This is a genomic window from Streptomyces sp. O3, from assembly GCF_054788135.1.
In genome coordinates, this window is sequence record NZ_JBTVYK010000031.1 from 1 (window position 1) to 23529 (window position 23529).

The 23529-nt window shown below is 73.3% G+C and carries 20 protein-coding genes; 14 read left to right on the forward strand and 6 right to left on the reverse strand.

Annotation, left to right across the window (positions count from 1 at the left end; all coding sequences use genetic code 11):
- Both ACX6XY_RS17175 and ACX6XY_RS17180 read left to right on the forward strand, forming a co-directional pair.
- On the forward strand, window positions 1-2327 hold a 2327-nt coding region (locus tag ACX6XY_RS17175; RefSeq protein ID WP_460331395.1), incomplete at its 5' end, for a DEAD/DEAH box helicase.
- Between the two features lie 167 nt (window positions 2328-2494).
- Window positions 2495-4114, forward strand: a complete 1620-nt coding sequence (locus ACX6XY_RS17180; protein ID WP_460331397.1) for an SWIM zinc finger family protein — start codon at window positions 2495-2497, stop codon at window positions 4112-4114.
- A 10-nt stretch (window positions 4115-4124) separates the two neighbouring features.
- On the opposite strand, the gene merA is transcribed toward ACX6XY_RS17180, so the two are convergent.
- Window positions 4125-5570: a mercury(II) reductase gene (gene merA / locus ACX6XY_RS17185; protein ID WP_460331399.1), complete on the reverse strand. Its 1446-nt coding sequence runs from the start codon at window positions 5568-5570 to the stop codon at window positions 4125-4127.
- 110 nt (window positions 5571-5680) lie between these two features.
- Between merA and ACX6XY_RS17190 the strand changes: the two genes are divergently transcribed.
- The 5 genes from ACX6XY_RS17190 (at window position 5681) to ACX6XY_RS17210 (ending at window position 9416) form a co-directional block, all read left to right on the forward strand.
- Window positions 5681-6085, forward strand: coding sequence for an ArsR/SmtB family transcription factor (locus tag ACX6XY_RS17190; protein ID WP_460331401.1), 405 nt, complete (start codon window positions 5681-5683; stop codon window positions 6083-6085).
- A 5-nt stretch (window positions 6086-6090) separates the two neighbouring features.
- Window positions 6091-6219, forward strand: a complete 129-nt coding sequence (locus ACX6XY_RS17195; RefSeq protein ID WP_460331403.1) for a hypothetical protein — start codon at window positions 6091-6093, stop codon at window positions 6217-6219.
- A 365-nt stretch (window positions 6220-6584) separates the two neighbouring features.
- Window positions 6585-7883 carry a bifunctional 3-oxoadipate enol-lactonase/4-carboxymuconolactone decarboxylase PcaDC gene (gene pcaDC, locus ACX6XY_RS17200; RefSeq protein WP_460331405.1) on the forward strand — a complete coding sequence of 433 codons (1299 nt, stop codon included), beginning with the start codon at window positions 6585-6587 and terminating at the stop codon, window positions 7881-7883.
- A 70-nt stretch (window positions 7884-7953) separates the two neighbouring features.
- The gene (locus ACX6XY_RS17205; protein WP_460331407.1) at window positions 7954-8592 is read left to right on the forward strand and encodes an MBL fold metallo-hydrolase; all 639 of its coding nucleotides are present in this window, start codon (window positions 7954-7956) and stop codon (window positions 8590-8592) included.
- A 44-nt stretch (window positions 8593-8636) separates the two neighbouring features.
- Window positions 8637-9416 carry an exodeoxyribonuclease III gene (locus tag ACX6XY_RS17210; protein WP_460331409.1) on the forward strand — a complete coding sequence of 260 codons (780 nt, stop codon included), beginning with the start codon at window positions 8637-8639 and terminating at the stop codon, window positions 9414-9416.
- A 66-nt stretch (window positions 9417-9482) separates the two neighbouring features.
- Here ACX6XY_RS17210 and ACX6XY_RS17215 read toward each other — a convergent pair whose 3' ends face one another.
- Window positions 9483-11285 carry an SGNH/GDSL hydrolase family protein gene (locus ACX6XY_RS17215; protein ID WP_460331411.1) on the reverse strand — a complete coding sequence of 601 codons (1803 nt, stop codon included), beginning with the start codon at window positions 11283-11285 and terminating at the stop codon, window positions 9483-9485.
- A 128-nt stretch (window positions 11286-11413) separates the two neighbouring features.
- On the opposite strand from ACX6XY_RS17215, the gene ACX6XY_RS17220 reads away from it, so the two are divergent.
- Window positions 11414-11863, forward strand: coding sequence for a DUF6278 family protein (locus ACX6XY_RS17220; protein ID WP_460331413.1), 450 nt, complete (start codon window positions 11414-11416; stop codon window positions 11861-11863).
- A gap of 122 nt (window positions 11864-11985) precedes the next feature.
- Here the strand turns inward: ACX6XY_RS17220 and ACX6XY_RS17225 are convergent, their stop codons facing one another.
- Window positions 11986-13587: a CocE/NonD family hydrolase gene (locus tag ACX6XY_RS17225; protein WP_460331415.1), complete on the reverse strand. Its 1602-nt coding sequence runs from the start codon at window positions 13585-13587 to the stop codon at window positions 11986-11988.
- 115 nt (window positions 13588-13702) lie between these two features.
- On the reverse strand, window positions 13703-14923 hold the full coding sequence (locus tag ACX6XY_RS17230; RefSeq protein ID WP_460331418.1) for a L,D-transpeptidase: 1221 nt from the start codon (window positions 14921-14923) through the stop codon (window positions 13703-13705).
- 190 nt (window positions 14924-15113) lie between these two features.
- Here ACX6XY_RS17230 and ACX6XY_RS17235 point away from each other — a divergent pair, with 190 nt between their 5' ends.
- Together ACX6XY_RS17235 and ACX6XY_RS17240 are read left to right on the forward strand one after the other, a co-directional pair.
- A complete protein-coding gene (locus tag ACX6XY_RS17235; RefSeq protein ID WP_460331420.1) occupies window positions 15114-15902 on the forward strand; it encodes an alpha/beta fold hydrolase in 789 nt (262 codons plus the stop codon).
- Between the two features lie 4 nt (window positions 15903-15906).
- Complete coding sequence (locus tag ACX6XY_RS17240; protein ID WP_460331422.1) at window positions 15907-17175, forward strand: cytochrome P450; 1269 nt, start codon at window positions 15907-15909, stop codon at window positions 17173-17175.
- A 5-nt stretch (window positions 17176-17180) separates the two neighbouring features.
- Here ACX6XY_RS17240 and ACX6XY_RS17245 read toward each other — a convergent pair whose 3' ends face one another.
- Window positions 17181-17942, reverse strand: coding sequence for a hypothetical protein (locus tag ACX6XY_RS17245; RefSeq protein WP_460331424.1), 762 nt, complete (start codon window positions 17940-17942; stop codon window positions 17181-17183).
- A 105-nt stretch (window positions 17943-18047) separates the two neighbouring features.
- Here ACX6XY_RS17245 and ACX6XY_RS17250 point away from each other — a divergent pair, with 105 nt between their 5' ends.
- A complete protein-coding gene (locus tag ACX6XY_RS17250; protein WP_460331426.1) occupies window positions 18048-18710 on the forward strand; it encodes a glycoside hydrolase family 75 protein in 663 nt (220 codons plus the stop codon).
- 37 nt (window positions 18711-18747) lie between these two features.
- On the opposite strand, the gene ACX6XY_RS17255 is transcribed toward ACX6XY_RS17250, so the two are convergent.
- Window positions 18748-19782, reverse strand: coding sequence for a PASTA domain-containing protein (locus tag ACX6XY_RS17255; protein WP_460331428.1), 1035 nt, complete (start codon window positions 19780-19782; stop codon window positions 18748-18750).
- Between the two features lie 161 nt (window positions 19783-19943).
- Between ACX6XY_RS17255 and ACX6XY_RS17260 the strand changes: the two genes are divergently transcribed.
- The 3 genes from ACX6XY_RS17260 (at window position 19944) to ACX6XY_RS17270 (ending at window position 23441) form a co-directional block, all read left to right on the forward strand.
- The gene (locus tag ACX6XY_RS17260; RefSeq protein WP_460331430.1) at window positions 19944-21125 is read left to right on the forward strand and encodes an alginate lyase family protein; all 1182 of its coding nucleotides are present in this window, start codon (window positions 19944-19946) and stop codon (window positions 21123-21125) included.
- A gap of 196 nt (window positions 21126-21321) precedes the next feature.
- A complete protein-coding gene (locus tag ACX6XY_RS17265) occupies window positions 21322-22164 on the forward strand; it encodes a nitrilase-related carbon-nitrogen hydrolase (RefSeq protein WP_460331432.1) in 843 nt (280 codons plus the stop codon).
- The gene (locus tag ACX6XY_RS17270; RefSeq protein WP_460331434.1) at window positions 22161-23441 is read left to right on the forward strand and encodes an aspartate aminotransferase family protein; all 1281 of its coding nucleotides are present in this window, start codon (window positions 22161-22163) and stop codon (window positions 23439-23441) included. The genes ACX6XY_RS17265 and ACX6XY_RS17270 overlap by 4 nt, the downstream gene beginning before the upstream one ends.
- Window positions 23442-23529: the final 88 nt, after the last annotated feature.

Here is a 23529-nt window from a genome sequence, read left to right on the forward strand (position 1 = left end):
GGGTCGGGGGGGCTGGTTTTTGTTTAAAACACCCCCCCGCCGCCGCGCCCGGGGCGGGCGCCCCCTTCGCGGCCCGCGCGCCGCAGCGGCTGCCCAGCGCCCGCGCCTGGGCCGCGGAGGCCGCCGCCGGGATGGACACCGGCGTACGGATCTCGCTGCGCCTGGACCTGTCAGGCACCGAGCTCTTCGACCGCGCCGACGACGGCCGCGCCGACGGCCGCGCGGCGGGCGCCGCGGTCGTCCAGGTGCACAGCCTGGCCGACCCCACCCTCGTCATCGACGCCGCCGCGCTCTGGGCGGGGGACGGCGACCCGGTTTTCGGACCGCGCGCCCAGGTGGACGCGGCGCTCGCCCTGCGCCGCGCCGCCCGCGTCTGGCCGCCGCTGGAACGACTCCTGGACCAGGACGTTCCCGCCGTACTGCCGCTGTCCGAACCGGAGCTGTACGAGCTGCTCGGCACGGCCGCGAGCAGGCTCGGCGCGTCCGGGGTGGCCGTGCACTGGCCGCGCGACCTGGCCCAGGACCTCTCCGCCGCCGCGGTCGTACGGCCCGCGCCCGGCTCCGCCACGGACGGCACGAGCTTCTTTGAAACCGGGCGGCTGCTGGAGTTCCGCTGGCAGCTGGCGCTCGGCGGGGACCCGCTCAGCGAGGCGGAGATGGACCAGCTCGCCGAGGCGCACCGCCCCGTCGTACGGCTCAAGGACCGCTGGGTCCTGGTCGACCCAGCCCTGGTCCGCAAGGCCCGCAAGCGCGAGCTCGGCCTCCTCGACCCGGTGGACGCGCTCTCCGCCGCCCTCACCGGCACCGCGGACGTGGACGGCGAGAGCGTCGAAGCGGTCCCGGTCGGCGCGCTCGCCGCGCTGCGCGACCGGCTCAACCAGGGCCTGCCCCCGGCCGACCCGCCGCCGGGCCTGCGGGCCCAGCTGCGCGACTACCAGCTGCGCGGGCTCGCCTGGCTCGACCAGATGACGTCACTCGGCCTCGGCGGCTGCCTCGCCGACGACATGGGCCTCGGCAAGACCGTCACCCTGATCGCCCTGCACCTGCGGCGCGCCCGCCCGGAGCCGACCCTGGTGGTCTGCCCCGCGTCCCTCCTCGGCAACTGGCAGCGGGAGATCGCCCGGTTCGCCCCCGGAGTCCCGGTGCGCCGCTACCACGGCACCGGCCGCACCCTGGAAGACCTCGACGGCGGCTTCGTCCTCACCACCTACGCCACGATGCGCGGCGCGGCGCAGCGGCTCGCCGGGCAGCGCTGGGGGCTGGTCGTCGCCGACGAGGCCCAGCACGTCAAGAACGCCTACTCGGCGACCGCGAAGGCGCTGCGCACCATCCAGGCACCCGCCCGCGTCGCGCTCACCGGCACCCCCGTGGAGAACAACCTCTCCGAGCTCTGGGCCCTGCTGGACTGGACCACACCCGGACTGCTCGGGCCGCTGAAGTCGTTCCGCGCGCGCCACGCGCGGGCCGTCGAAGGCGGCGCGGCCGACGGCCAGGACACCGAGGCGGCGGACCGGCTCGCCCGGCTGATCCGCCCCTTCCTGCTCCGCCGCAGGAAGTCGGATCCGGGCATCGTCCCCGAGCTGCCGCCCAAGACAGAGACGGATCACCCGGTGCCGCTGACGCGTGAACAGGCCGCGCTCTACGAGGCCGTGGTGCGCGAGTCGATGGCCGCGATCGAGGCCGCCGACGGGATCGCCCGCCGTGGTCTCGTCCTCAAGCTCATCGGCGCGCTGAAGCAGGTCTGCAACCACCCGGCGCAGTACCTGAAGGAGGGCCCCGCCGCCCGTCTCACCGGCCGCTCCGGCAAGCTCGCCCTGCTGGACGAGCTGCTGGACACCCTCATCGCCGAGGACGGCTCCGCGCTGGTCTTCACCCAGTACGTCGGCATGGCCCGGCTGATCGGCGAGCACCTCACCGCTCGGGCGATCCCCGCCGAGCTGCTGCACGGCGGCACACCGGTGACCGAGCGCGAACACCTGGTGGACCGCTTCCAGAGCGGGGCCACACCGGTCCTGGTCCTCTCGCTCAAGGCGGCGGGCACCGGCCTCAACCTCACCCGAGCGGGCCATGTCATCCACTTCGACCGCTGGTGGAACCCCGCGGTCGAGGAACAGGCGACCGACCGGGCGTATCGCATCGGCCAGACCCAGCCGGTCCAGGTCCACCGCCTGATCACCGAGGGCACGGTCGAGGACCGCGTCGCCGAGATGCTCACCGCCAAGCGCGCCCTGGCCGACGCCGTACTCGGCTCGGGCGAGGCGGCCCTCACCGAGCTCACGGACCGCGAGCTCGCCGACCTGATCTCGCTCCGGAGGTCCCCCGCATGACCCCGGCCCCAAGCCCCGCCGACCGCGCCCGCGCGGCTATCCGCGGGCGACCCGCCGCGAACGATCCGGGGCGCGCGCCCGACCCCCCGCTCAAGCCAGCCGACCGACACACGGGGGATACGGACACCCATCCGGCGGACGCGGCCAGGCGGGCGCTGCGTGACCGCATGGCGGAGCCGTCGCACAGCCCCGAAGGCGACGACGCGCCAGAAGAACGGGAGGCGGCCGCGCGTCCGACCGCATCCGGCGACGGGCCCGCGCGAGCGCCCGAGCCCTCCGGGCGGCGACCCGCGGACGTGGCACGGGAGGCCTTGCGCGTCGCACGCCAGGGCACGGCCAGCGAGGACCCACCACCCCGCACCGACACCGGAGCACACCCAGGGCGCGGCCCAGGGAGCGTCTCGGGGAGACGCTCCCCAGCCACCGGGCGACGCCGTGGCGGCGCCAAGGGGACAGCCGCCATATCTCGACAGGGCCCCGGCGCCGGACAGCGGCCCGCGAGTGCGGCCGGGGACGCGCGGCGTACCTTCCCCGCCCGCGGCGGAGGGCGGCGGGCGGCGGACGGCGCCCAGAGCTGGTGGGGCCGCGCCTGGGTCGCGGCGCTTGAGGACTCGGCCCTGGACGCGGCCCGGCTGGCCCGCGGCGACCGGTACGCGCGCCAGGGCCTGGTCGACGCGATCACCGTCACACCCGGCCAGGTCCAGGCGTATGTGCACGGCAGCCGCCCCCGCCCGTACCGCGCCCGGATCGAGCTGCCGACCCTGTCCGACACCGCGTGGGACCGACTGCTCGACACCGCCGCGCGAACCCCCGGCCATATCGCGGCGCTGCTCGACCAGGACCTGCCACCGTCACTCGGCCCCGACCTGCTGCCTGGACCCGGCGACCTCGAACCGTTCTGCTCCTGCCCGGACTCCGGCCGCCCCTGCGAGCACGCCGCCGCGCTCTGCTACGAGACGGCCCGGCTGCTCGACGAGGACCCGTTCGTCCTCCTGCTGCTGCGCGGCCGCGATGAGCCCCGGCTGCTGGGGCGTGTGTCGGAAGTCCCGCACTCCGGGCGGACGGAGGGACCTCCGACACACGCCCTAGACGAGCTCTCCCGCCGCAACGCCACCTTCGCGGCGCGCGCGGGCCAGGAGGGCGCACACCGCCCCCGCATACCCGGCGTCCGGGCGCGGGACGCGCTCGCCCCGCGCCCGCTCCCGCTGCTCCCCGCGCCCCCGCCGCCCCTCGCGCACCCCGAGCAGCCTCCGGCCTACCCCGCCGCGCCCGGTGGCCCCGACCCGTTGGCCCTGGACCAGCTCGCCACCGACGCGGCCGCCCGCGCGCACGCCCTGCTGCGCACCGGCGAGGACCCGGTCGCGGGCCTGACCCTCTGGCAGGACGCCGTCCGGCTGGCGGCCGCCCGCCCCGGATCGGGCCTCACCGCGGCCACCCGGACCCTGTACGCGGCACTCGCGTCCGCCACCGGCCGCGGCACCAGAGACCTGGCCCGCGCGGTCGCCGCCTGGCGGCAGGGCGGTCGGCCGGGCCTCGCCGTACTTGAAGAGCCCTGGGATCCCCCGGCCGGTCCCTTCGACCAGGCCCGGCCCGCCCTGCTGGCCGCGGAGTTCCCGCCGTTCCGCCCCGCCCGCAACCGCCTCACCCACCCACGCGGCCACCTTCAGCTCCGCTTCGGCCGCGACGCCCGCTGGTACGCCTACGAGTCGGAACCCGGCCGCGAGGACTGGTGGCCGCGCGGCACCCCGGACCGGGACCCGGTGGGCGCACTGTCGGGACTGGCCTGACCCAGGTCTCTCACGAGGCGCAGCAGGAGAGTTCGGTGACGTCGCGGTCGAAGGCCTGGGCGGTCAGCTTCAGCGCCTCGGCCATGGTCAGGTAGGGAGACCAGGCGGCGGCCAGCTGCTGGACCGTCAGCTGTGCGTCGAGCGCGAGTACCGCGGTGGCGATCAGGTCCCCCGCGCCGTCGGCGACGGCGTGCGCGCCGAGCAGGCGGCCGGTGCCGCGCTCGGCGACCAGCTTGACCAGGCCCCGGTGCTGCCGGTCGGCCAGCGCCCTGGGCACGTACTCCAGCGGCAGCACCCGGCACTCGCGGGCGATCCCCGCCTGTCCGGCCTGGGCGTCGGTCAGGCCGACGGAGGCGATCGCGGGGGAGGTGAAGGTCACCCGAGGCAGCTGGCGGTAGTCGAGGGTGCGCCGCGCGCCGCCGAAGGCGTTGTCGGCGACTAGGGCGCCGTGCGCGCCCGCGACGTACACGAACTGCGGGTGGCCGGTGACGTCTCCCGCCGCCCAGATCCGCTCGTTGGCGGTGCGCAGATACGCGTCGACGACTACCTCGCCGCGCCCGCCGGTCCCGACCCCGACGGCGTCCAGGTTCAGTCCGGCGGTGACCGGGCGACGTCCCGTGGCCACCAGCAGCTGCCGCCCGCGTACGTCGACGCGCTGCCCGTCGGCGCGGGCGGCGGTGAGTGTGTACCCGGACGGATCGCGCCGGACCCGAGTGGCCGCGGCGGCCGTGTGCACGGCGATGCCCTCGTCGGCGAAGGCCGCCTCGATGGCCGCGGAGACCTCCGGTTCCTCGAAGGGGGCGAGCCGCTCCAAGGCCTCGACCACGGTCACGCGTGTGCCCAGCCGGGCGAAGAGCTGGGCCTGCTCAAGGCCGATGGCGTTGCCGCCGACGACGATGAGCGTCTCGGGCGGTTCGTCGAGTTCCATGGCGGTGGCCGACGTCAGGTGACCGGCCTGGGCGAGGCCGTCGACGGGCGGCGACCAGGGGGCGGACCCGGTGGCGATGAGGTAGTGCTCGGCCTCGATCCGCCGGGTGCCGCCGTCGGTCAACTTCACCCGCAGGGCCGGGCCCTCGGTGAAGGCGGCGGTGCCGGGCACGATCCGCCAGCCGTACTCGGCGGCCAGGTCGACGTACTTGTGGTCTCTGAGTTCCGTCACCAGCCGCCGCTTGCCGTCGATCAGGGCGGGAAAGTCCACGGCAGGAGCGGTGGCGGCGATGCCGGGGAAGCGGCCGGACAGCGCGGTGTGCCGGGCCTGTGCGGCGGCCAGCAGCGCCTTGGAGGGCACACACCCGGTGTTCACACACGTCCCGCCGACGGTGCCGCGTTCGACTGTCACCACGCTTCTGCCCTGACGGCGGGCACCGATCGCGGCGGCGAACGCGGCGCTCCCGGAGCCGATGACCGCCAGGTCGTAGCGCGTCTCGTAGCGCGTCTCGGATGGCTCATCGGCCACTGCACCGCTCCTCGCCATGCGCATTGCCGAATAACGGAACCCCAGCATACTATGCGGATAGGCGAATAGTTCGATCGGAGAGCTCACGGGATGAACCGGAGAGAGGCCGCATGAAACCCGCCGCAGTGTCCACCACTGCACCCACCGCCACCGCCACCGCCGGCACGCTCGGCGCGGCGGCGTCCGATGTGCCGTGCCTCCACCTGGACACCACGGCGCGGTTCTTCCGGGCCCTCGCGGACCCGACCCGGCTGAGCCTGCTGCGGTTCATCATCGGCGGCGAGCGGACGTCCGCCGAGTGCGTCGCGTACGCGGGGATCTCCCAGCCGCGGGTGTCGGTACACCTGTCCTGCCTGGTCGACTGCGGCTATGTGACCGCGCGCCGAGACGGCCGGAGACTGCGCTACTCGGTCGGCGACCCACGTGTGGTCGATCTGGTCGCCCTGGCCCGCGCGCTGGCCGCCGACAACGCGACGGCCCTGGACTGCTGCCCCCGCGTCCCCGGCGCGGAGTGAGCGCGATGACCTGCCCGGCCGACCGCCCCGACCGCCCAGGCGCCACTTCGGGAACCGGCCCGGCGGCGACCCCGGCGCTCGCCGGAGCGGCGGCCCGCGCGGCCCCCTGGCGGGAGTCGGCCTCGTACGGGTGATGAACGCCTGCTGCGCGGGGCCGCTGCTGCTGGCCAGCGGCGCGCTCGCCGGACTCGGCGGCGTACTGGTCAGCCCTGGCTGCTGGTCCCGGCCCGCCGTACTGCTCGCGGGCGGCGGCCTGCTCTGGCGGCGGCGTCCTTCTTCCGTGACGTCGTCGGCTGCGCCCACAGCGTCACGGCGCACCTCGTCGACCAGGACGGTCACCCCACCGCGCAGGCCCGGAACGAGATCGTCGCCTTCCTGGCCGAGCTGCTCGGGACCCGCCCGGAATGAGCCCTTGGCGCTCCGGCGTCCTGCGGCGCATCCCCCGGACTTTCTGGCCCTGCCAGTAGCTCCGCGGGTGACAGATGAGAGGGTCGGGCGGGTGAGTGAGACGTCGACGAACACCCTGCAATACCGCTTTGACGGGCCAGAAGACGCCCCGGTCCTGATCCTGGGTCCCTCACTGGGTACCACCTGGCACATGTGGGACCGGCAGATACCGGAGCTCTCGCGCACCTGGCGCGTGTTCCGCTTCGACCTGCCGGGCCACGGCGGCGCTCCCGCCCACCCCACGGACTCCGTCGCCGGACTCGCCGACCGGGTGCTGGCCACCCTCGACGCCCTGGGCGTCGACCGGTTCGGCTTCGCGGGCTGCGCGCTCGGCGGCGCGATCGGCGTCGACCTCGCGCTGCGTCACCCGCACCGGGTGGCCTCGCTGGCGCTGATCGCAACCTCGCCCCGGTTCGGCACGGCCGACGAGTTCCGCCAGCGCGGCGTCGTCGTGCGCACCCATGGCCTCGACCCGATGGCCCGCACCGCGCCGGAGCGCTGGTTCACCGCCGGGTTCGCGGCCAACCAGCCCGCGATCACCGAGTGGGCCGTGCAGATGGTGCGCACCACCGACCCCGGCTGCTATATCTCCGCCTGTGAGGCGCTCGCCGTCTTCGACGTCCGCTCGGAGCTCGGCCGGATCGCCGTCCCCACCCTGGTCCTGGTCGGCTCGGACGACCAGATCACCGGCCCCGCCCAGGCCCGTACGCTGGTCGCCGGGATCCCGGACGCCCGGCTCGCCGTGGTGCCGGGCGCTTCCCACCTCGCGCCCGTCGAACAGCCCGCCGCCGTCACCGAGCTGCTGGTACGCCACTTCTCCACCGCCTGGTCCGACGGCCAGCCGCCGCCCGTGACGCCGCCCGCCGGGCCCGCCCCCGCCGTCAGGGCCGCGGGCACGGGCGCGCTGCCCGGAGCGCGCGGCCCGGTCGCGGAGCTCGCCCCCGCGGCCGAGCCCGAACCGGCGGTGCGCCCCGACCCGTACGCGACCGGGCTGAAGGTACGCCGCGAGGTGCTGGGCGACGCGTACGTGGACGGCGCGCTGGCGGCGGCGGACGGCTTCGGCGCGGAGTTCGACCAGTTCCTCACCCGCTACGCCTGGGGCGAGGTCTGGGCCAGGCCGGGACTCGACCGGCGCACCCGAAGCTGCGTCGCCCTCACCGCGCTGGCCGCCGGCGGCCACCTGGACGACCTCGCCGCGCACAGCCGCGCCGCCCTGCGGGGCGGACTCACCCCCGACGAGATCAGGGAAGTGCTGCTGCAGACCGCCGTCCACTGCGGCGCACCGGCCGCCGAGGCGGCGTTCCGCGTCGCCCAGGAGGTCATCCGCCAGGAGACCACGCTCCAGGAGTAGCAGGATGGGCACGGACAGGGCCGCGACGGCCCACGAGGGACACGCAGACGGAGAGGCGCAGGGAACCGCCATGGCACTGGAACTCACGAAGAAGTCGCACGCCTGCGTGCGTCTGCGCAAAGACGGCCGCACCCTGGTCGTCGACCCCGGCGCCTTCAGCGAACCGGACGCCGCGGTCGGCGCCGACGCGGTCCTGGTCACCCACGAGCACCCGGACCACTTCGCCGAGGACCGCCTGCGGGCGGCTCTCGACGCCAACCCGGCCGCCGAGATCTGGACGCTGCGCGCCGTCGCCGAGCAGCTCTCGGCGGCGTTCCCCGGCCGGGTCCACACGGTCGGCCACGGCGATACGTTCACAGCCGCCGGGTTCGACGTCCAGGTGCACGGCGAACTGCACGCGGTGATCCACCCCGACCTGCCGCGGATCACCAACGTCGGCTTCCTGGTCGACGGTTCGGTGTTCCACCCCGGCGACGCCCTCACCGTCCCCGACCACCCGGTCGACACCCTCCTCGTCCCGGTGATGGCGCCCTGGAACAAGGTCGCCGAGGTCATCGAGTACGTCCGTGAGGTCAAGCCGCAGCGCGCCATCGACATCCACGACGCGCTGCTGACCGACCTCGCCCGTCCCATCTACGACACCCACATCGGCAACCTCGGCGGCGCCGACCACACCCGGCTGGCGTCCGGGGACGCCACCCGTGTGTAGCCACGGCCGCCCGGTTGTCAGACCCGCCCGGTAGGTTGTGAGACATGCGCATCGCCACCTGGAACGTGAACTCGATCACCGCCCGACTGCCCCGCCTGCTGGCCTGGCTGGAGAACACCGGCACGGACGTGCTGTGCGTCCAGGAGACCAAGTGCGCCGCCGAGCAGTTCCCGGCCGACGAGCTGCGCGAGCTCGGTTATGAGTCGGCGGTCAACGCCACCGGCCGGTGGAACGGCGTGGCGCTGGTCTCCAAGGTCGGTCTGGAGGACGTCGCGAAGGGCCTGCCGGGCGACCCCGGCTACGACGGCGAGGTGGAGCCCCGCGCCGTCTCGGCCGTCTGCGGCGGCGTCCGGGTCTGGTCGGTCTATGTGCCGAACGGCCGCGAGCCGGAGCACCCCCACTACGCCTACAAGCTCCAGTGGCTGGACGCCCTGCGGGCGGCCGTCACCGCCCAGGCGGCGGACCCCCGGCCCTTCGCGCTGCTCGGCGACTTCAATGTGGCGCCCACGGACTCCGACGTCTGGGACATCAGCCTCTTCGACGACTCCACCCACGTCACCCCGGCCGAGCGCGCCGCCCTCGACGCCCTGCGCGCTGAGGGCCTGTCCGAGGTGATGCCGCGCGCCCTCAAGTACGACGTCCCGTTCACTTTCTGGGACTACCGCAACCTCGGCTTCCCCAAGAACCGCGGCATGCGCATCGACCTGGTCTACGGCAACGCGCCCTTCACCAAGGCGGTGCGGGACGCCTATGTGGACCGCGAGGAGCGCAAGGGCAAGGGCGCGTCGGACCACGCCCCCGTGGTGGTGGACCTGGACATCTGATCCGGGACAGCTGTCCTGGGGCACGAGACAGCTGATCGGCCCCGACGCTCCGGCGGCCCCGCCGGGTCAGTCGGCCCGCAGCAGGCGCAGATCCACCGAATCCGCCAGCGCCGCGAGACCCGCGTCGCCGGGGTGCAGATGGTCGCCGCTGTCGTACGCGGGCAGCATGCGGGCGGGCCGCGCCGGGTCCCGCAGCACCGCGTCGAAGTCGAGCACGGCGTCGAAGACGTCGGCGCCGCGCAGATACGCGTTCACCGCCGCGCGCTCCGCGTCCACCGCCGCCGTGCAGCGCGGCTCGCCCGCGCAGGGCACGATCGTCGCCGCCACCACCCGCAGCCCCCGCGCGTGCGCCCGGTCGGCGATCTCCCGCAGCCCGGCGATCACCCGCTCCGCCGATGCGCCCCACCGCAGGTCGTTGACGCCCTCGAACACGATGACGGTACGTGCCGACGGCTGCGCCAGCACATCGCGCTCCAGCCGGTGCACGGCGCTCACCCCGCCGGTGCGCCGGGACACCCCGTCACCTGGATAGACGTCGGCGGCCACCCGGTTCGCGGAGATTCCGTGGTTGACGACCCCGTAGCGCGGAACCTCGTCCTGGGCGAGCAGCCGCCGCGCCAGCACGCCCGGCCAGCGTCGGGCGGCGTCCGGCGTCGACCCCACCCCGTCCGTGATCGAGTCGCCCAGCGTCACCACCGAACCCGGCCCGCCGCCCACATCGACCCCCGTGAGAAACGGCCAGACGGAGAGCGTCGAGGTGTACGCGTCCGGCGAGCCGTCCGCCGTGTGGTCGCCGGGCTCGCTGAGATACGAGCGCCGCAGCGCCCGGTGGTGCACGGGCGCCGCCGCCACGGCGCCCGGCAGATGGAAGCTGACCAGCAGGTCGCTGTCCGCGGGCACGTCGAAGCCCAGCGGATCGCTGACCACCTGGGCCCCGGCCGGGATGTCCGCGCCGGGGCCGCCCCCGAAGGAGAGCGGCACGGGCCGCCGCCGCGCGGCCGCCCCCGCCGCCCGCACCGCGACCGTGGCGCGCGCGACACGGACCGGGGAACCCGCGAAGGTGTTGGCCAGCCGGATCCGCACCCGCGGGCCGCCCACCGACGTACGCACGACCAGGCGCAGCGTCCGGTCGGTCCACGGCCCGACCGCCGCGTATCCGGAGGTGGACGCCGACCAGGTCCCGGTCCAGCCCCGCGCGGCCGCCCGCACGGCGAGCGCGAACACATGGAGGTCGGCCCCGGCCGGATCCTCGGGCAACGCGACCGAGGCGACCTGACGCCCCGCGGCCAGCGGCACGGACACCACATACAGCCGTGCCTGTTCGGCGCGTTGGCCGCCTGGGGTGTTGATGTGCGGCAGGGCCACCGCCTTGGCGGCCAGCGGGCCCGTGCGCCAGTCGGGCGCCGTGAGCCGGTAGCGGCTGACCGACCCGTCGCGGTAGCGCACGGTTCCCGTTCCGCTGGCCGTGCCGCCGGTCCCGGCGACCAGGAAGGACAACGCGGTGCCGCGCCCGCCGACGCGCACCAGCTGGCCGTCGGACCGTACGTTGTCGGGTTCGCCCGGATCCCAGTCCGGCAGGCGTAGCCGGGTCGCGTCGACGGACAGCCAGCGTCCGGGCGTCCAGCCCGCCGCGCTCAGGTCCCGCGCGGACAGGGACGCGCCCGAGCCGTCGAAGTCGGCCGCGCCGGGCCGGGCGTCGTCGCTCACTGCCCGGTTGTCGAACAGCAGCTCAAGGGGCAGCGCCCACGGCCCGGCCGCGCTCCCCGTACCGGCTCCGCTCCCCGTACCGGCCGCGGTGGGCGGCGCGGCCCCCGCCAGCAGCGCCAGCGCCGCCGCTCCACCCCAGACGCCCCTATGACCTCGCCGCACGCCCACTCCTTCCGGTGTCCTCCGGGCAAGTTAGAGCGATAACAGCACAGGAACGAGGAAAGATGGGACAATTCAGGGCTATCCGCCGCCTGCCGCCCGCCCGCACACGCCACCCTGTGAGGTCACCTATGCATATCCCGTTCCTGGATAAGTGGCGCAACCGGCAGACCGCGGACCGGGCCGAGGGGGACGAGGGGCTCGCGGGGGCGTTCATGGCGGACCCCGACGCGGTCGCCGAGCTGCTGTCCGAATGCGAGCTGCTGCGCTCCCAGGCCGCGGACGCGGGCCTGGAACTCGACGACAGCCCCGCCTCGTTGGAGGCGCTGGACCAGCTGCCGCCGCGCTGGCGCGACGATCCGGAGCTGCTGCCCTGGATCGGCAACGACGCGGGGCTCTACCTCGGCACGGTCGTGGTGCGCACGGTCCCCGGAGCCGCCTGGCATGTCTGGCCCGGCGGCCACCCCGTGGTCAGGCTCGCCTCGGGGCGCGAGATCCAGGTCGTGGAGGCCGGTCTCGACTGGGCGGTGGGCGGCGCGCCGGAGCTCTCCCAGGTCTACGCGGAGGCCTCCGAAGGCTGAGAAATACGGTTAATGGTCAATTAGTGCGTGTCGCCTGTTAAGTCCCATATGGGTACGGGACGCTGCTGCCGGGCGCGCAGTAGCTCAACAGGGGGCCAGGTCGGCCCGGCAGCAGCCGGTGATCACTTCTCGCGCAGCGGCACCGACACATACGACGGGTCGGTCGCGGGCGAGGAGAAGGTCAGCTGCGCGCCGGTCGGGTTGTGCTCGATGTAGAGCGGGTCGACCGTGTCGATCACCAGTGCCAGACGGTGCCCCGCCGGGACGTCGTAGGCCGTGGAGAACAAGTCCAGGTCCACACCGAACGGCTGGCCCGGCGTCTGGCCGTGGAAGGTGTACGGCGCGTTGCTGACCAGCTTGCCGAGGCCGAGCGGACCCACGTCGTAGAGGTATGCGACGAGGGTGCCGCTCTCCTTGGTGCTGGTGACCGTGGTGTGCAGCTTGGCCGTTCCGCGCACCCGCTGGGCGGTCGGGTACCGCTCGGACTTCCAGACGGCGGCGAAGCCGCGCGGCAGCAGCGGTACGTACGCCATCGGGGGCAGCTTGAGGAACTGGTCCAGGGTGTTGGACAGGAGCGTCACCCCGCCGTTCGCGCCCGAGTCGACGTTCGCCCAGACCTTCTGGGTCGAGCCCAGCGCGAACTTCTTCCGGTCGGCGCCGACCGACTTCCAGTCCGGGTAGCCCTCGTAGCCGCCTCGCGAGCGCGACGTGAGCTGGACCGGCTGCTCGCGGTCGATCCCGTTGTCCGCGCCCTTGAGGTAGTGGTCGAACCAGCGCTGGGAGTTGGTCCATACGTCGTTGGGCAGCCCGAGCAGCCCGGTCGCCTCGGCGGTGGCGTGGTCGCCGGGGCGGAACTCCAGGCGCTTGGGTCCGGTGAGCTTCTCGTAGAACGACGCGTACTGATTGGGCGGGAAGATGGTGTCGCCCCAGGCGTTGCCCAGCATCACCGCGGTGCCGTTGCGGTTGATCGCGTCGACGTAGGCCGCGGGGGAGCGCTTCTCGCCCCAGTCGATCATGTGCTGTTCCCTGGCCAAGTCAGAGCCGAGGAAGTCCTTCATGATCTGCTGGAGTTCGGCGCTCGGGCGGCCGGTCAGATACCCGGCGCCGGTGAGCAGGCCCGCGGCCTGGACGTGCTGGGTGCGCCCGCTGTAGATCGAGTCGACCAGATCGGCCCAGCCGCTCATCGCGACCACGGCCTTGATCCGCTTGTCGTGCGCGGCGGCCAGCAGACCGATGCCCGCCCCGTACGACACGCCCGCCATGCCGACCTTGTCGGGGTCGGCCGGGGTGTTCGCCAGCGCCCAGTCGATCACTTTGGAGGCGTCGGCGATGTCGGGCGGGCCCGCGACCTCGATCTCGCCGCCGGACTGCCAGAAGCCGCGGGAGTTGTAGCTGACCACCACATAGCCGGAGCCGGCCAGCTTCTTCGCCTGGGCGAGGTATTCGATCTGCGGCATAGCCCAGCTGGTGGGCAGGACGATCACCGGATGTCTGTCGCCCGCCGCCGCGCCCGCCGGAGTGAAGACGTTGGCCTTGAGCACGGTGCCGCCGTCGCCGGTGATGTCGACGAAGCGCACGTCCGCCGCGTCGGTGTACTGGGCTGCGGGTCGAGCGGCCGGGGCAGCGAGCGCGGTGGGGGCGAGGCTGAGGGCCGTCCCGGCGGCCAGGGCCGCCGAGACGGTGCCGATCGTGGTGGTACGCAGAGCCTTGCGCGGGTGTGCCACGGGTCACTCCTCACTCATGAGGTGAAAGTGACCCGACGGTAACCGGCACCCCTTACTGGAGGTAACCCGCCGGTAAGTTACGTACAGGTAACGAAAAGGGGATTCGCTGGCGGGCTCAGGCCAGGGCGCTCTTCGCCTGCCACTGGTCGTAGCTGAGGTTCCACGCGCCGTAGCCGTTGCCCGGCGCCGGAGCGCCCTTGTCCCCGCTGCCCTCGACCGTGAACGGGTCGCCGACCTGCACCTGGTCGTACACCCACGCGGCGTCCGCGTCGCTCATGCCGACGCAGCCCGAGCTGCGGTTGGCGTTGCCGAAGTAGGCGGCGTTCCAGGGCGCGGCGTGCGCGTACATCCCGGACCAGGTCAGCCGCATCGAGTAGTCGACCATCTTGTCGTACGCGTCGCCGAGTCCGACCGTCTCGGAGTTCATCCTGATCGTGCCCTCCTTGGCCATCAGGACGCTGGTGCCGCCCCAGGACGCCTTCTCGCCGCCGGGGGTGCCCGCCGACATGGGGACGGTCTTGACCTCCTGGCCGTCCCTGATCAGGGTGAGCTCCTTGGCGTCCAGGTTGACCCTGGCGCGCTGGTCCTTCCCGATCGTGAAGTGGGTGGCGTAGTCGCGGACGAAGAAGCCGCCGCCGTCGCCCGAGTTCACGCCGTTCAGGTCGGCGTTGAGCTTCACCTCGGTGCCGGGCTTCCAGTACTCCTTGGGCCGCCAGTCGACGCGGTCCTTGCCGGAGTAGTCCTCGATCCAGCCCCAGGAACCCTCGGTGTCGTTCGATGTGGTGACCTTCAGCTGCCTCTCCACGGCGGCCTTGTCCGTCACCGGGTTGTCGAAGACGATCGACAGCGGCTGGGCGACGCCGACGGTGGTGGCCTTGCCGGGTGCCAGTGTCAGCTTGTTGACCTGCCCGGCCTTCGCTGTCGTGAACGATGCCTTGGCGGTGCGACTCTGGTCGTCCCGCGCGGTCACCGTGTACCGGGTGCCGGGGGACGTGACGCGCTCCGAGGCCCAGGACGTTCCGTCGGCGGATATCCGGCCCGTCAGCTTCCCGCCGTCCGGGTCCGCGACCGTGACGTCCGCGAGCTTGCCGTCGGCGAGCGACACCTTCACCGGCTCACCGGCCTTCGCCTGGTCGCCCGTCAGGTTCACCGATATTCGCGCGCCCTTTTCGCCCTCATTGTTCGCTTTGCTCGCCGCCGATCCGGCATCCCCGGCCTTGCCCGAGCCGGAACCGCCGCCGCAGGCGGTGAGCGCGAACGCCAGGAGCGCGGTGCCCGCGACAGCGACGGTACGGCCCCGGCGGCGGGGCGTGGTGTGGCGGCGTATGCGGCTCAACTGGAGACCTCCCGTGACGAACTCTGTCCACACGGGATAGAGGGCGAAGAAGCCTCCCAGGTTGCGTGAAATAGGAAAATACTCCCGGCGTGCCCCGTCGCGTGCGCTCGCTGAGCGCTTCGCGCCCTTGTCGGGCGGGGGAGTTGGCGTCACCGTGGTGAGCCCACACCTCTCTCGGGACGGAGAAACCGTGGCACCCTTCACGCTTCCCCACACCCTGCTCGGCGACGGACCCCACCGGGTCTTCGCCGTACACGGCTGGCTCGCCGACCGCGGCGCCTACGCCGCCGTGCTGCCGGACCTCGACCTGGAGTCGTTCACGTACGCCGTCGTCGACCTGCGCGGATACGGCCAGGCCAGGGACGCCGTGGGCGACCACACCACCGGCGAGGGCGCCGCCGACCTGCTCGCGCTCGCCGACCACCTGGGCTGGGACCGGTTCTCGGTCATCGGGCACTCCATGGGCGGCGCGGTCGCCCAGCGGGTCGTGGCGGCCGCACCCCACCGGGTGCGGCGACTGGTCGGCGTCTCGCCCGTCCCGGCCTCCGGGCTTGAGCTGCCGCCCGAGCAGTGGGAGGTCTTCACCGCGGCGGCCGACCGGCCCGAGTACCGCCGCGCCATCCTCGACTCCACCACGGGCGGCAACCGTCCCGCCGCCTGGCTCGACCGCATGACGCGCCAGTCGCTCGACACCAGCGACCCCAAGGCCTTCCGCGCCTGGCTGGACTCCTGGGCGGGCGACGACTTCCACCCCGAGCTGGAAGGCTGCCGGGTTCCGGCGCTCGCCGTGACCGGGGCGCTGGACCCGGCGCTCAGCGCGGAGCTGATGCGGCAGACCTGGCTGCGCTGGTTCGTCCACGGCGAACTGGCGGACATCCCGAGCGCGGGACACTACGCGATGGACGAGACCCCGCTCGAACTGATCCGTACCGTGGAGGACTTCCTGCGCGCGGACGAAGAAGGCGGCGTGGTGGCCTGACCGTATGAGCGACGTACCGGACATCTTCGACCCGCGGATCTACGCCGCCGGAATCCCGCACCAGGCCTACCGGGAGCTGCGCGAGCGGCACCCGGTGTCCTGGCAGGAGGAGTACGAGGTGCTGGGCTGGCCCGCGGGCCCCGGCTTCTGGGCCGTCGCCCGGCACGAGGACGTCGTACGCGTCCTCAGGGACCCCGGCGCGTTCTCGTCGTACATCGGCGCCACCCAGATCCGCGACCCGGCCGCGGCCGACCTGCCCTTCATCCGCCGCACCATGCTCAACCAGGACCCACCCTGCCACGGCCGACTGCGCCGCCTGGTCAGCCGCGCCTTCACACCGGGGCGGATCGACCGCTTCGAGGACCGGGCACGCGCGCGTGCGGGCGAGCTGCTCGGCGCGGCCCGCGCGCGGGGCCCCGTCGTCGACCTGGTCGCCACGGTCACCGACGACTACGCGCTGCTCAACCTCGCCGATCTGCTGGGCGTGCCGAAGAGCGACCGCGCGCTGCTGCTGCGGTGGACGGAGCGGGTGATCGGCTACCAGGACCCGGACGAGGCCGACGCCGTGGTCCGCGGCGCGGACGGACGCCCCCGGAACCCGCGCTCGCCCGAGCTGCTCGGCGAGATGTTCGCCTACGCGCGCGACCTCGCGGCCTACAAGCGGCGTCACCCGAGCGACGACGTCATGACCGCGCTCGCGCACGCGACCGCCGACGACACCCGGCTGGCCCCCGAGGAGCTGGAGATGTTCTTCTTCCTGCTCACCGTCGCGGGCAACGACACCGTACGCGGCGCCGCGCCCGGCGGCCTGCTGGCGCTGGCCGAGCACCCGGCCGAACAGCGCGGGCTGCGCGACGGCCGGGTGGCCATGGCCGACGCCGTGGACGAACTCCTGCGCTGGCACCCGCCCGTCCTCACGTTCCGGCGCACCGCCGCCCGCGACACCGAGCTGGCGGGACAGCGGATCAGGGCGGGCGACAAGGTCGTGGTGCTGCACGCGTCGGCCAACCACGACGAACGCGTCTTCCGCGACCCCCACCGCCTGGACCTGGCCAGGACCCCGAACCCGCATGTCTCCTTCGGCGACGGCCCCCATGTCTGCCTCGGGGCGCACTTCGCCCGGCTCCAGCTGCGGGTGCTGTACGAGGAGGCGCTCCGGCTGCTGCCCGCCCTGGCCCCCGCGGGGCGGCCGCGCCGCCTGGTCTCCAACTTCATCAACGGAGTGAAGGCGCTCCCGTTGCGGGTGGAGGTGGAGGTGGAGGGCGAGGGCTGACCCGGTCAGCCCCCGGCCCGGTGTGAGGCGCGCGGCGTCGCGGCGGCGGGTATCGGGGTCTGCGCGGCGCGGGTGACGTCCGCGACCAGCTCGGCCACATCGGGGCCGTACGCCTGGGAGTTGACGACCTTGAGGAGCAGGACGAAGGAGTTGCCGCCGTACTTGCGGGCCAGCCGCGCGTGATGCCGTGCGAGATAGCGGGTCGCCGCCTGGTTGCAGATGGACCGCTGGCCGCAGAACAGGAACACCGGTCGCGTGCCGTGCGCCTGCCCCGCGGTCAGCCGGGCCAGCAGCACGTACTCGGTGCGGCCCGCCTCCATGCGGTAGCGCTCGCCGCCGACCTGGAAGGCGCCGCGGTCCGGCCCCGGCTCCGGGTCGACGTTGACCCGTATGCCGGGCAGCAGCGAGTGCAGATGCGCGGTCATCCGGCGGTTGGCGGCGGGCCCGCCCACACAGAACTCGGTGCGCTCGCCGAACCCCTGCTGGGCCGTGTCGTGCGTGATGATCTGGGCGTGCGCACCGCAGTCCTTGATCAGTGCGGCGAGTTCGAGGAGCGAGAACACGTCGTTGCGGGCGACCGAGTTCTCCGGGCCGCCCGGATCCCGGCTGACCACGAGGAGCGACTCGGAGTGGTGCGGCAGCCCGAGGAAGGCCTGCTTGCGGCGGAGCTTGCGCCTCCACAGATACGTACGGGTGAACCAGCCGAGCGAGGTGGTCACCCCGGCGGCGATCACCCCGAGGATGATGTTGCGCAGGTCTTCATTCATGGGCGCGCATGGTAGTGGCCGCCGCCGCGGAGAAGGTGCGGCCTGGCGGAGGTTCGGCGAGGGTGGTGTTCCCGAGCTCGTGATCGTCCTGCCCCGAGGTGCCTCATGCGCGCACTGGTCCCGGCCGCCGCCGCTGCCCTGTCCTCCGTCCTCCTCTACAACGCGGTGCCGTCCGGTACGGCGGACGGCTCCACGGCGGCGGCGCTGCTGGCCAAGACGCGGAGCTGCGCGCAGATCTCGTACGGCCTGTACCGCGCCGACTCCCAGGCGCCCGCCGAGATCCCGGTCTGCGCGCTGAACGGCGCGGTGTTCTTCACGGCCGACCTGGACGTCGACTGCGACGGTCGGCCCAGTCGGGCCTGCGACGCGCGGACCGACCCGCTCTACCAGCCGACCACCGCCTTCCAGCAGTCGGACGGACGGCAGCTGGACGCGGCGCGGCTGCCGTATGTGGTGGTGCCGGGGGCGAGCCGGATCTGGGACCACAGGGAGTCCGGGATCGAGGGCGGCGCGGTGGCCGCCGTCATCCACGAGGACCAGGTCCTGTACGCCGTGGTCGGCGACACCGGGCCCGAAGACCTCGTGGGGGAGGCGTCCTACGCCGCCGCCGACGCGCTGGGCATCGACCCGGACCCGGTGCGCGGCGGCACGGCGGCCGAGGTGACGTACATCCTGTTCCAGAACTCGCGGGCGAAGCCGATCGAGAGCCACGAGGCGGCGGTGACCGAGGGCAGGTCCCTGGCCCGCCGCCTGCTGCGTGAGAACTAGGTCCTGTCCGGAAAGGGCCGCCAGTGCGCGGCCCGCGTCAGGAGTAGTTCCAGCGCTGGCCGCTGGCGCGCTCCTTGCAGTAGATGATCCGCCCGTTGGCGTCGTGGGTCCGCATGCCGACGTGCTTGTTCGCGCAGAACTGTCCGGCCCGGTAGCAGTTGCCCGCCGGAGAGGTCAGCTCGCACTGCCCGTTCCATCCGCCGGTGCCGCCGGATCCACCGCTGCTCGCATCGCCGCCGCTGGTGCCGCTCCCGCTGGTGCCGCTCCCGCCGGTGCCGCTTCCTCCGCTCGTGGCGGTGCCGCCGCTCGTGGTGCCGCCGGAGGTGCTGTCCGCGGGCTTGGACGGTGGCGGGGGAGTGTAGGCGGGGTCGTTCGTCTTGTCCTTGTACGTGCCTTTCTCCGACGGGCAGGAGCCGCCCTCGACCAGGTCCAGCGCGGCCTTGGTGTCGGGTTTGACGTCGGCCCCGGGCTCGGGTGACTGGAAGCAGACCGTGTAGTCGGTCGGGCTGTCCGCCACGTCGGCGGGGGACACGGACAGGTCCTCGTACGCCGAGCCGATGCGGACGGCCTCCTCGTCCACACCCGCCTCGGTCAGCGTCGCGACGGCGCGGGCGTAGGTGTGGCCGGTGACGTCAGGGATGTCGGGCCAGGTGAGCGGGCCGCCGTCCTTGGCAGGGCAGAGCGCGCCCTCCTGGACGGCTCCGAAGTCGACGGCGCCGTCGCGGACGGTCTCGAAGCACACCTTCCAGGTACCCGACGGTGTGCCCGCACCCTCGCTGGCGTTGTGGGCGGAGGTCGTGTACCCGGCGGCCTCGGCGGTGTCCTGGGCCGCCCGGAGCGTGGCGCCCTTCTGGGAGTCCAGCTCGGCCAGGGTGACGGTCGGCGTCGGCTTCGCCGTGGCCGCTGTCCCGGCGCCCTTGTCGTCGGTGCTTCCGTCCGAGCACGCCCCGAGCAGAGCGACGCTGAGCGCCGCGGCGACCAGGCCCCAGGGCCTCGGCCGCCGGTGCGTCCGCCGGGTCCGCTGTGCCAGCGGTATCCGTGTGGTCCGTGGTTCCGTGTGAAGGTCTGTCATACCGCCCCTTGGCCGTGCCGTTCGTGGAGGGCAGGCTAGCGGGACAGGACAGCGAAAGTCGGATGATCCGCCAAATGGGCAGCCGGCGAGGTTGCGTGCGGGGCGCGCACGCCCCCGCGTCTCGGCGTGCGGTGCCGTGCGGCAGGGTCCACGCTGCGGACATGGCCCGACCACACGCCGTGCTCCGCCTCGCGCTCGCCGTCGCGCTCTGCGCGCCGCTGCTGACCGCGCTCGCGCCGCCGCCTCCCGGCCCGCCGGACTTCCGGCACCCCGGAGTGCTCAACAGCCGCGCCCAGCTGGACGCCGTGCGCGAGCGGGTGCGCGCCGGGGCCGAGCCCTGGGCGTCGGCGTACCAGGCCATGCGGCGCAGCCGGTACGCGGACCCCGGCTACCGGGCGCGCCCGCACAAGGTCGTGGCCTGCCCGCCGTACACCAAGCCCGTCGCCTGTACGGCCGAACGCGAGGACGCGATCGCCGCGTACACCCAGGGGCTGCTCTGGTACATCACCGGCGACCCGGCGCACGCCCGCAAGGCGGTGCGCATCATGGACGCCTGGTCCGCGGTGCTCACGGACCACACCGAGGGCAACGCGGGACTCCAGGCCGCCTGGTCGGGCTCGACCTGGGCGCGCGCCGCCGAGCTGGTGCGGCACACCTACGACGGCTGGGACCCCGCACGCGTACAGCGCTTCGGCGCGATGCTCGAACACGCCTACCTCGGCGAGTTCGCCGACGACGTGGCGGACTACAACGGCAACTGGGACCTGGCGTTCGCGGACGCCTCGCTCGCCATCGCGGTGTTCCTGGACGACCGCGAGGCCTTCGACCAGGCACTCGACCGCTTCCGCCAGCGGGTGCCCGCGTACTTCTACCTCAGCTCCGACGGGCCGCTGCCGCTGCCGCCGCCCGGCGGGACCGTCCGCGACCCCGAGGAGATCAGGGAGTACTGGTTCGGGCAGCGGACCTTCGTCGACGGGCTCGGCCAGGAGAGCTGCCGCAACTTCGAGCACGTCGGCTACGCGCTCGCCGCTGCCGCGCACATCGCCGAGACCGCCCACCACCAGGGCGTCGACCTCTACGGCGAGGTGAGCGAAAGGCTGCGCGCCGCCGTCGAGTGGCACGCCCGGCACCAGCTGGGCGAGCCGATGCCGCCCGACCTCTGCGGCGGGCAGCCGGAACTGACCCTGGGGCCCGATCTGGAGGTCGTACTCAACCACCTGTGCGACCGGCTCGGCCTGCCCGTACCGCAGACCCGGCGCCTGGCGCGACGGACGCGGCCCGCCGGTACGGACGACCTCTTCGTGGCCTGGGAGACGCTGACGCACGCGGGCAACCCCGGCTGACCGAGTGCGCCACCCGCTGTCCTGACCGCGCCCGCCGCGCGCCCGCTTCTCACCCGCTCGGGTGCGAAACATGATCGACTCAGCCGGTTCACGACGATGGTCTTGCCCAGCGCTGTGCCGGGGCTTACGTTCGTCCCTCAACGCCTTGACTCTACGGGCGTAGAGGCTCTCTGACGTCCCGTCGAAGGAGCAGCTCATGGCTGACGTCGTACGCGCCGCACTGGTTCAGGCGACCTGGACCGGCGACACCGAGTCAATGATCGCCAAGCACGAGGAACACGCCAGGGAGGCCGCCCGGCAGGGGGCGAAGGTCATCGGCTTCCAGGAGGTGTTCAACGCCCCGTACTTCTGCCAGGTGCAGGAGGCGGAGCACTACCGCTGGGCCGAGCCGGTCCCGGACGGCCCCACCGTCCGCCGGATGCGGGACCTGGCCCGCGAGACCGGCATGGTCATCGTGGTCCCGGTCTTCGAGGTCGAGCAGTCCGGCCTCTACTACAACACCGCGGCCGTGATCGACGCCGACGGCTCCTATCTCGGCAAGTACCGCAAGCACCACATCCCGCAGGTCAAGGGCTTCTGGGAGAAGTACTACTTCAAACCGGGCAACCTCGGCTGGCCCGTCTTCGACACCGCCGTCGGCAGGGTCGGCGTCTACATCTGCTACGACCGGCACTTCCCCGAGGGCTGGCGGCAACTCGGCCTGAACGGCGCCCAGCTGGTCTACAACCCCTCGGCGACCTCGCGCGGCCTCTCGGCCTACCTCTGGCAGCTGGAGCAGCCCGCGGCGGCCGTCGCCAACGAGTACTACATCGCCGCGATCAACCGCGTCGGCCAGGAGGAGTACGGCGACAACGACTTCTACGGCACCAGCTACTTCGTGGACCCGCGCGGGCAGTTCGTCGGCGAGACGGCGAGCGACAAGACCGAGGAACTCGTCGTCAGGGACCTGGACTTCGCCCTCATCGACGAAGTGCGCAACCAGTGGGCGTTCTACCGCGACCGCCGACCCGACGCCTACGAAGGGCTGGTGCGGCCGTGACCGACCTGTACGCCCGGCACCGGGCCGTCCTGCCGGACTGGCTGGCGCTCTACTACGAGAACCCCGTCGAACTCACCCACGGCGAAGGCCGCCACGTCTGGGCGGCCGACGGCACCAGGTACCTCGACTTCTTCGGCGGCATCCTCACCACCATGACCGCGCACGCGCTGCCCGAGGTCACCAAGGCCGTCGCCGAACAGGCGGGCCGGATCATCCACTCCTCCACGCTCTACCTGAACCGCCCCATGGTCGAGCTCGCCGAGCGGATCGCCGCCCTGTCCGGCATCCCCGACGCGCGCGTCTTCTTCACCACATCGGGCACCGAGGCCAACGACGCCGCCCTGCTGCTCGCGACCGAGTACCGCCGGTCGAACGCCGTCCTGGCGATGCGCAACAGCTACCACGGCCGCTCCTTCAGCACGGTCGGCGTCACCGGCAACCGCTCCTGGTCACCGACCGGCCTCTCCCCGCTGCAGACCCTGTACGTACAGGGCGGCGTGCGCACCCGCGGCCCGTACGCCGCCCTGTCCGACGCCGACTTCATCGCGGCCTGCGTCGCCGACCTGGAGGACCTGCTGGGCCACGGACGGCTCCCCGCGGCCCTGATCGCCGAACCCGTCCAGGGCGTCGGCGGCTTCACCTCGCCGCCCGACGGGCTGTACGCGGCGTTCCGCGAGGTGCTCGACCGGCACGGAATCCTGTGGATCTCGGACGAGGTGCAGACCGGCTGGGGCCGCACCGGCGACCACTTCTGGGGCTGGCAGGCACACGCGGCGAGCGGCCCGCCGGACATCCTCACCTTCGCCAAGGGCATCGGCAACGGCATGTCCATCGGCGGAGTCGTCGCCCGCGCCGAGGTGATGAACTGCCTGGACGCCAACTCCATCTCGACCTTCGGCGGCTCCCCGGTCACCATGGCCGCGGGCCTCGCCAACCTCGGATACCTCATCGAGCACGATCTGCCCGGCAACGCGCGCCGGGTCGGCGGGCTGCTCCTGGAGCGGATGCGGGCGATCGGCGCGGGCACGGACCGCGTACGCGAAGTACGCGGCCGCGGCCTGATGATCGGCGTCGAGCTGGTCCGTCCCGGAACCGACGAGCCCGCACCCGAACTGGCCTCAGCGGTGCTGGAGGCGGCCCGCGAAGGCGGCGTCCTGATCGGCAAGGGCGGCGGCCACCACACCAGCGTCCTGCGGATCGCGCCCCCGCTGTCGCTCACCGTCGCGGAGGCCGAGGAGGGCGCGACCGTGCTGGAGCGGGCCCTGCACAGCGTGTAGGCCCGCCCCGCCGGACAAGGCCATGGCTCCTCCGCACCGGCCCTAGTCCCCCCGCACCGGCTCTAGTTGCTACGAAAGGGAGCGCACC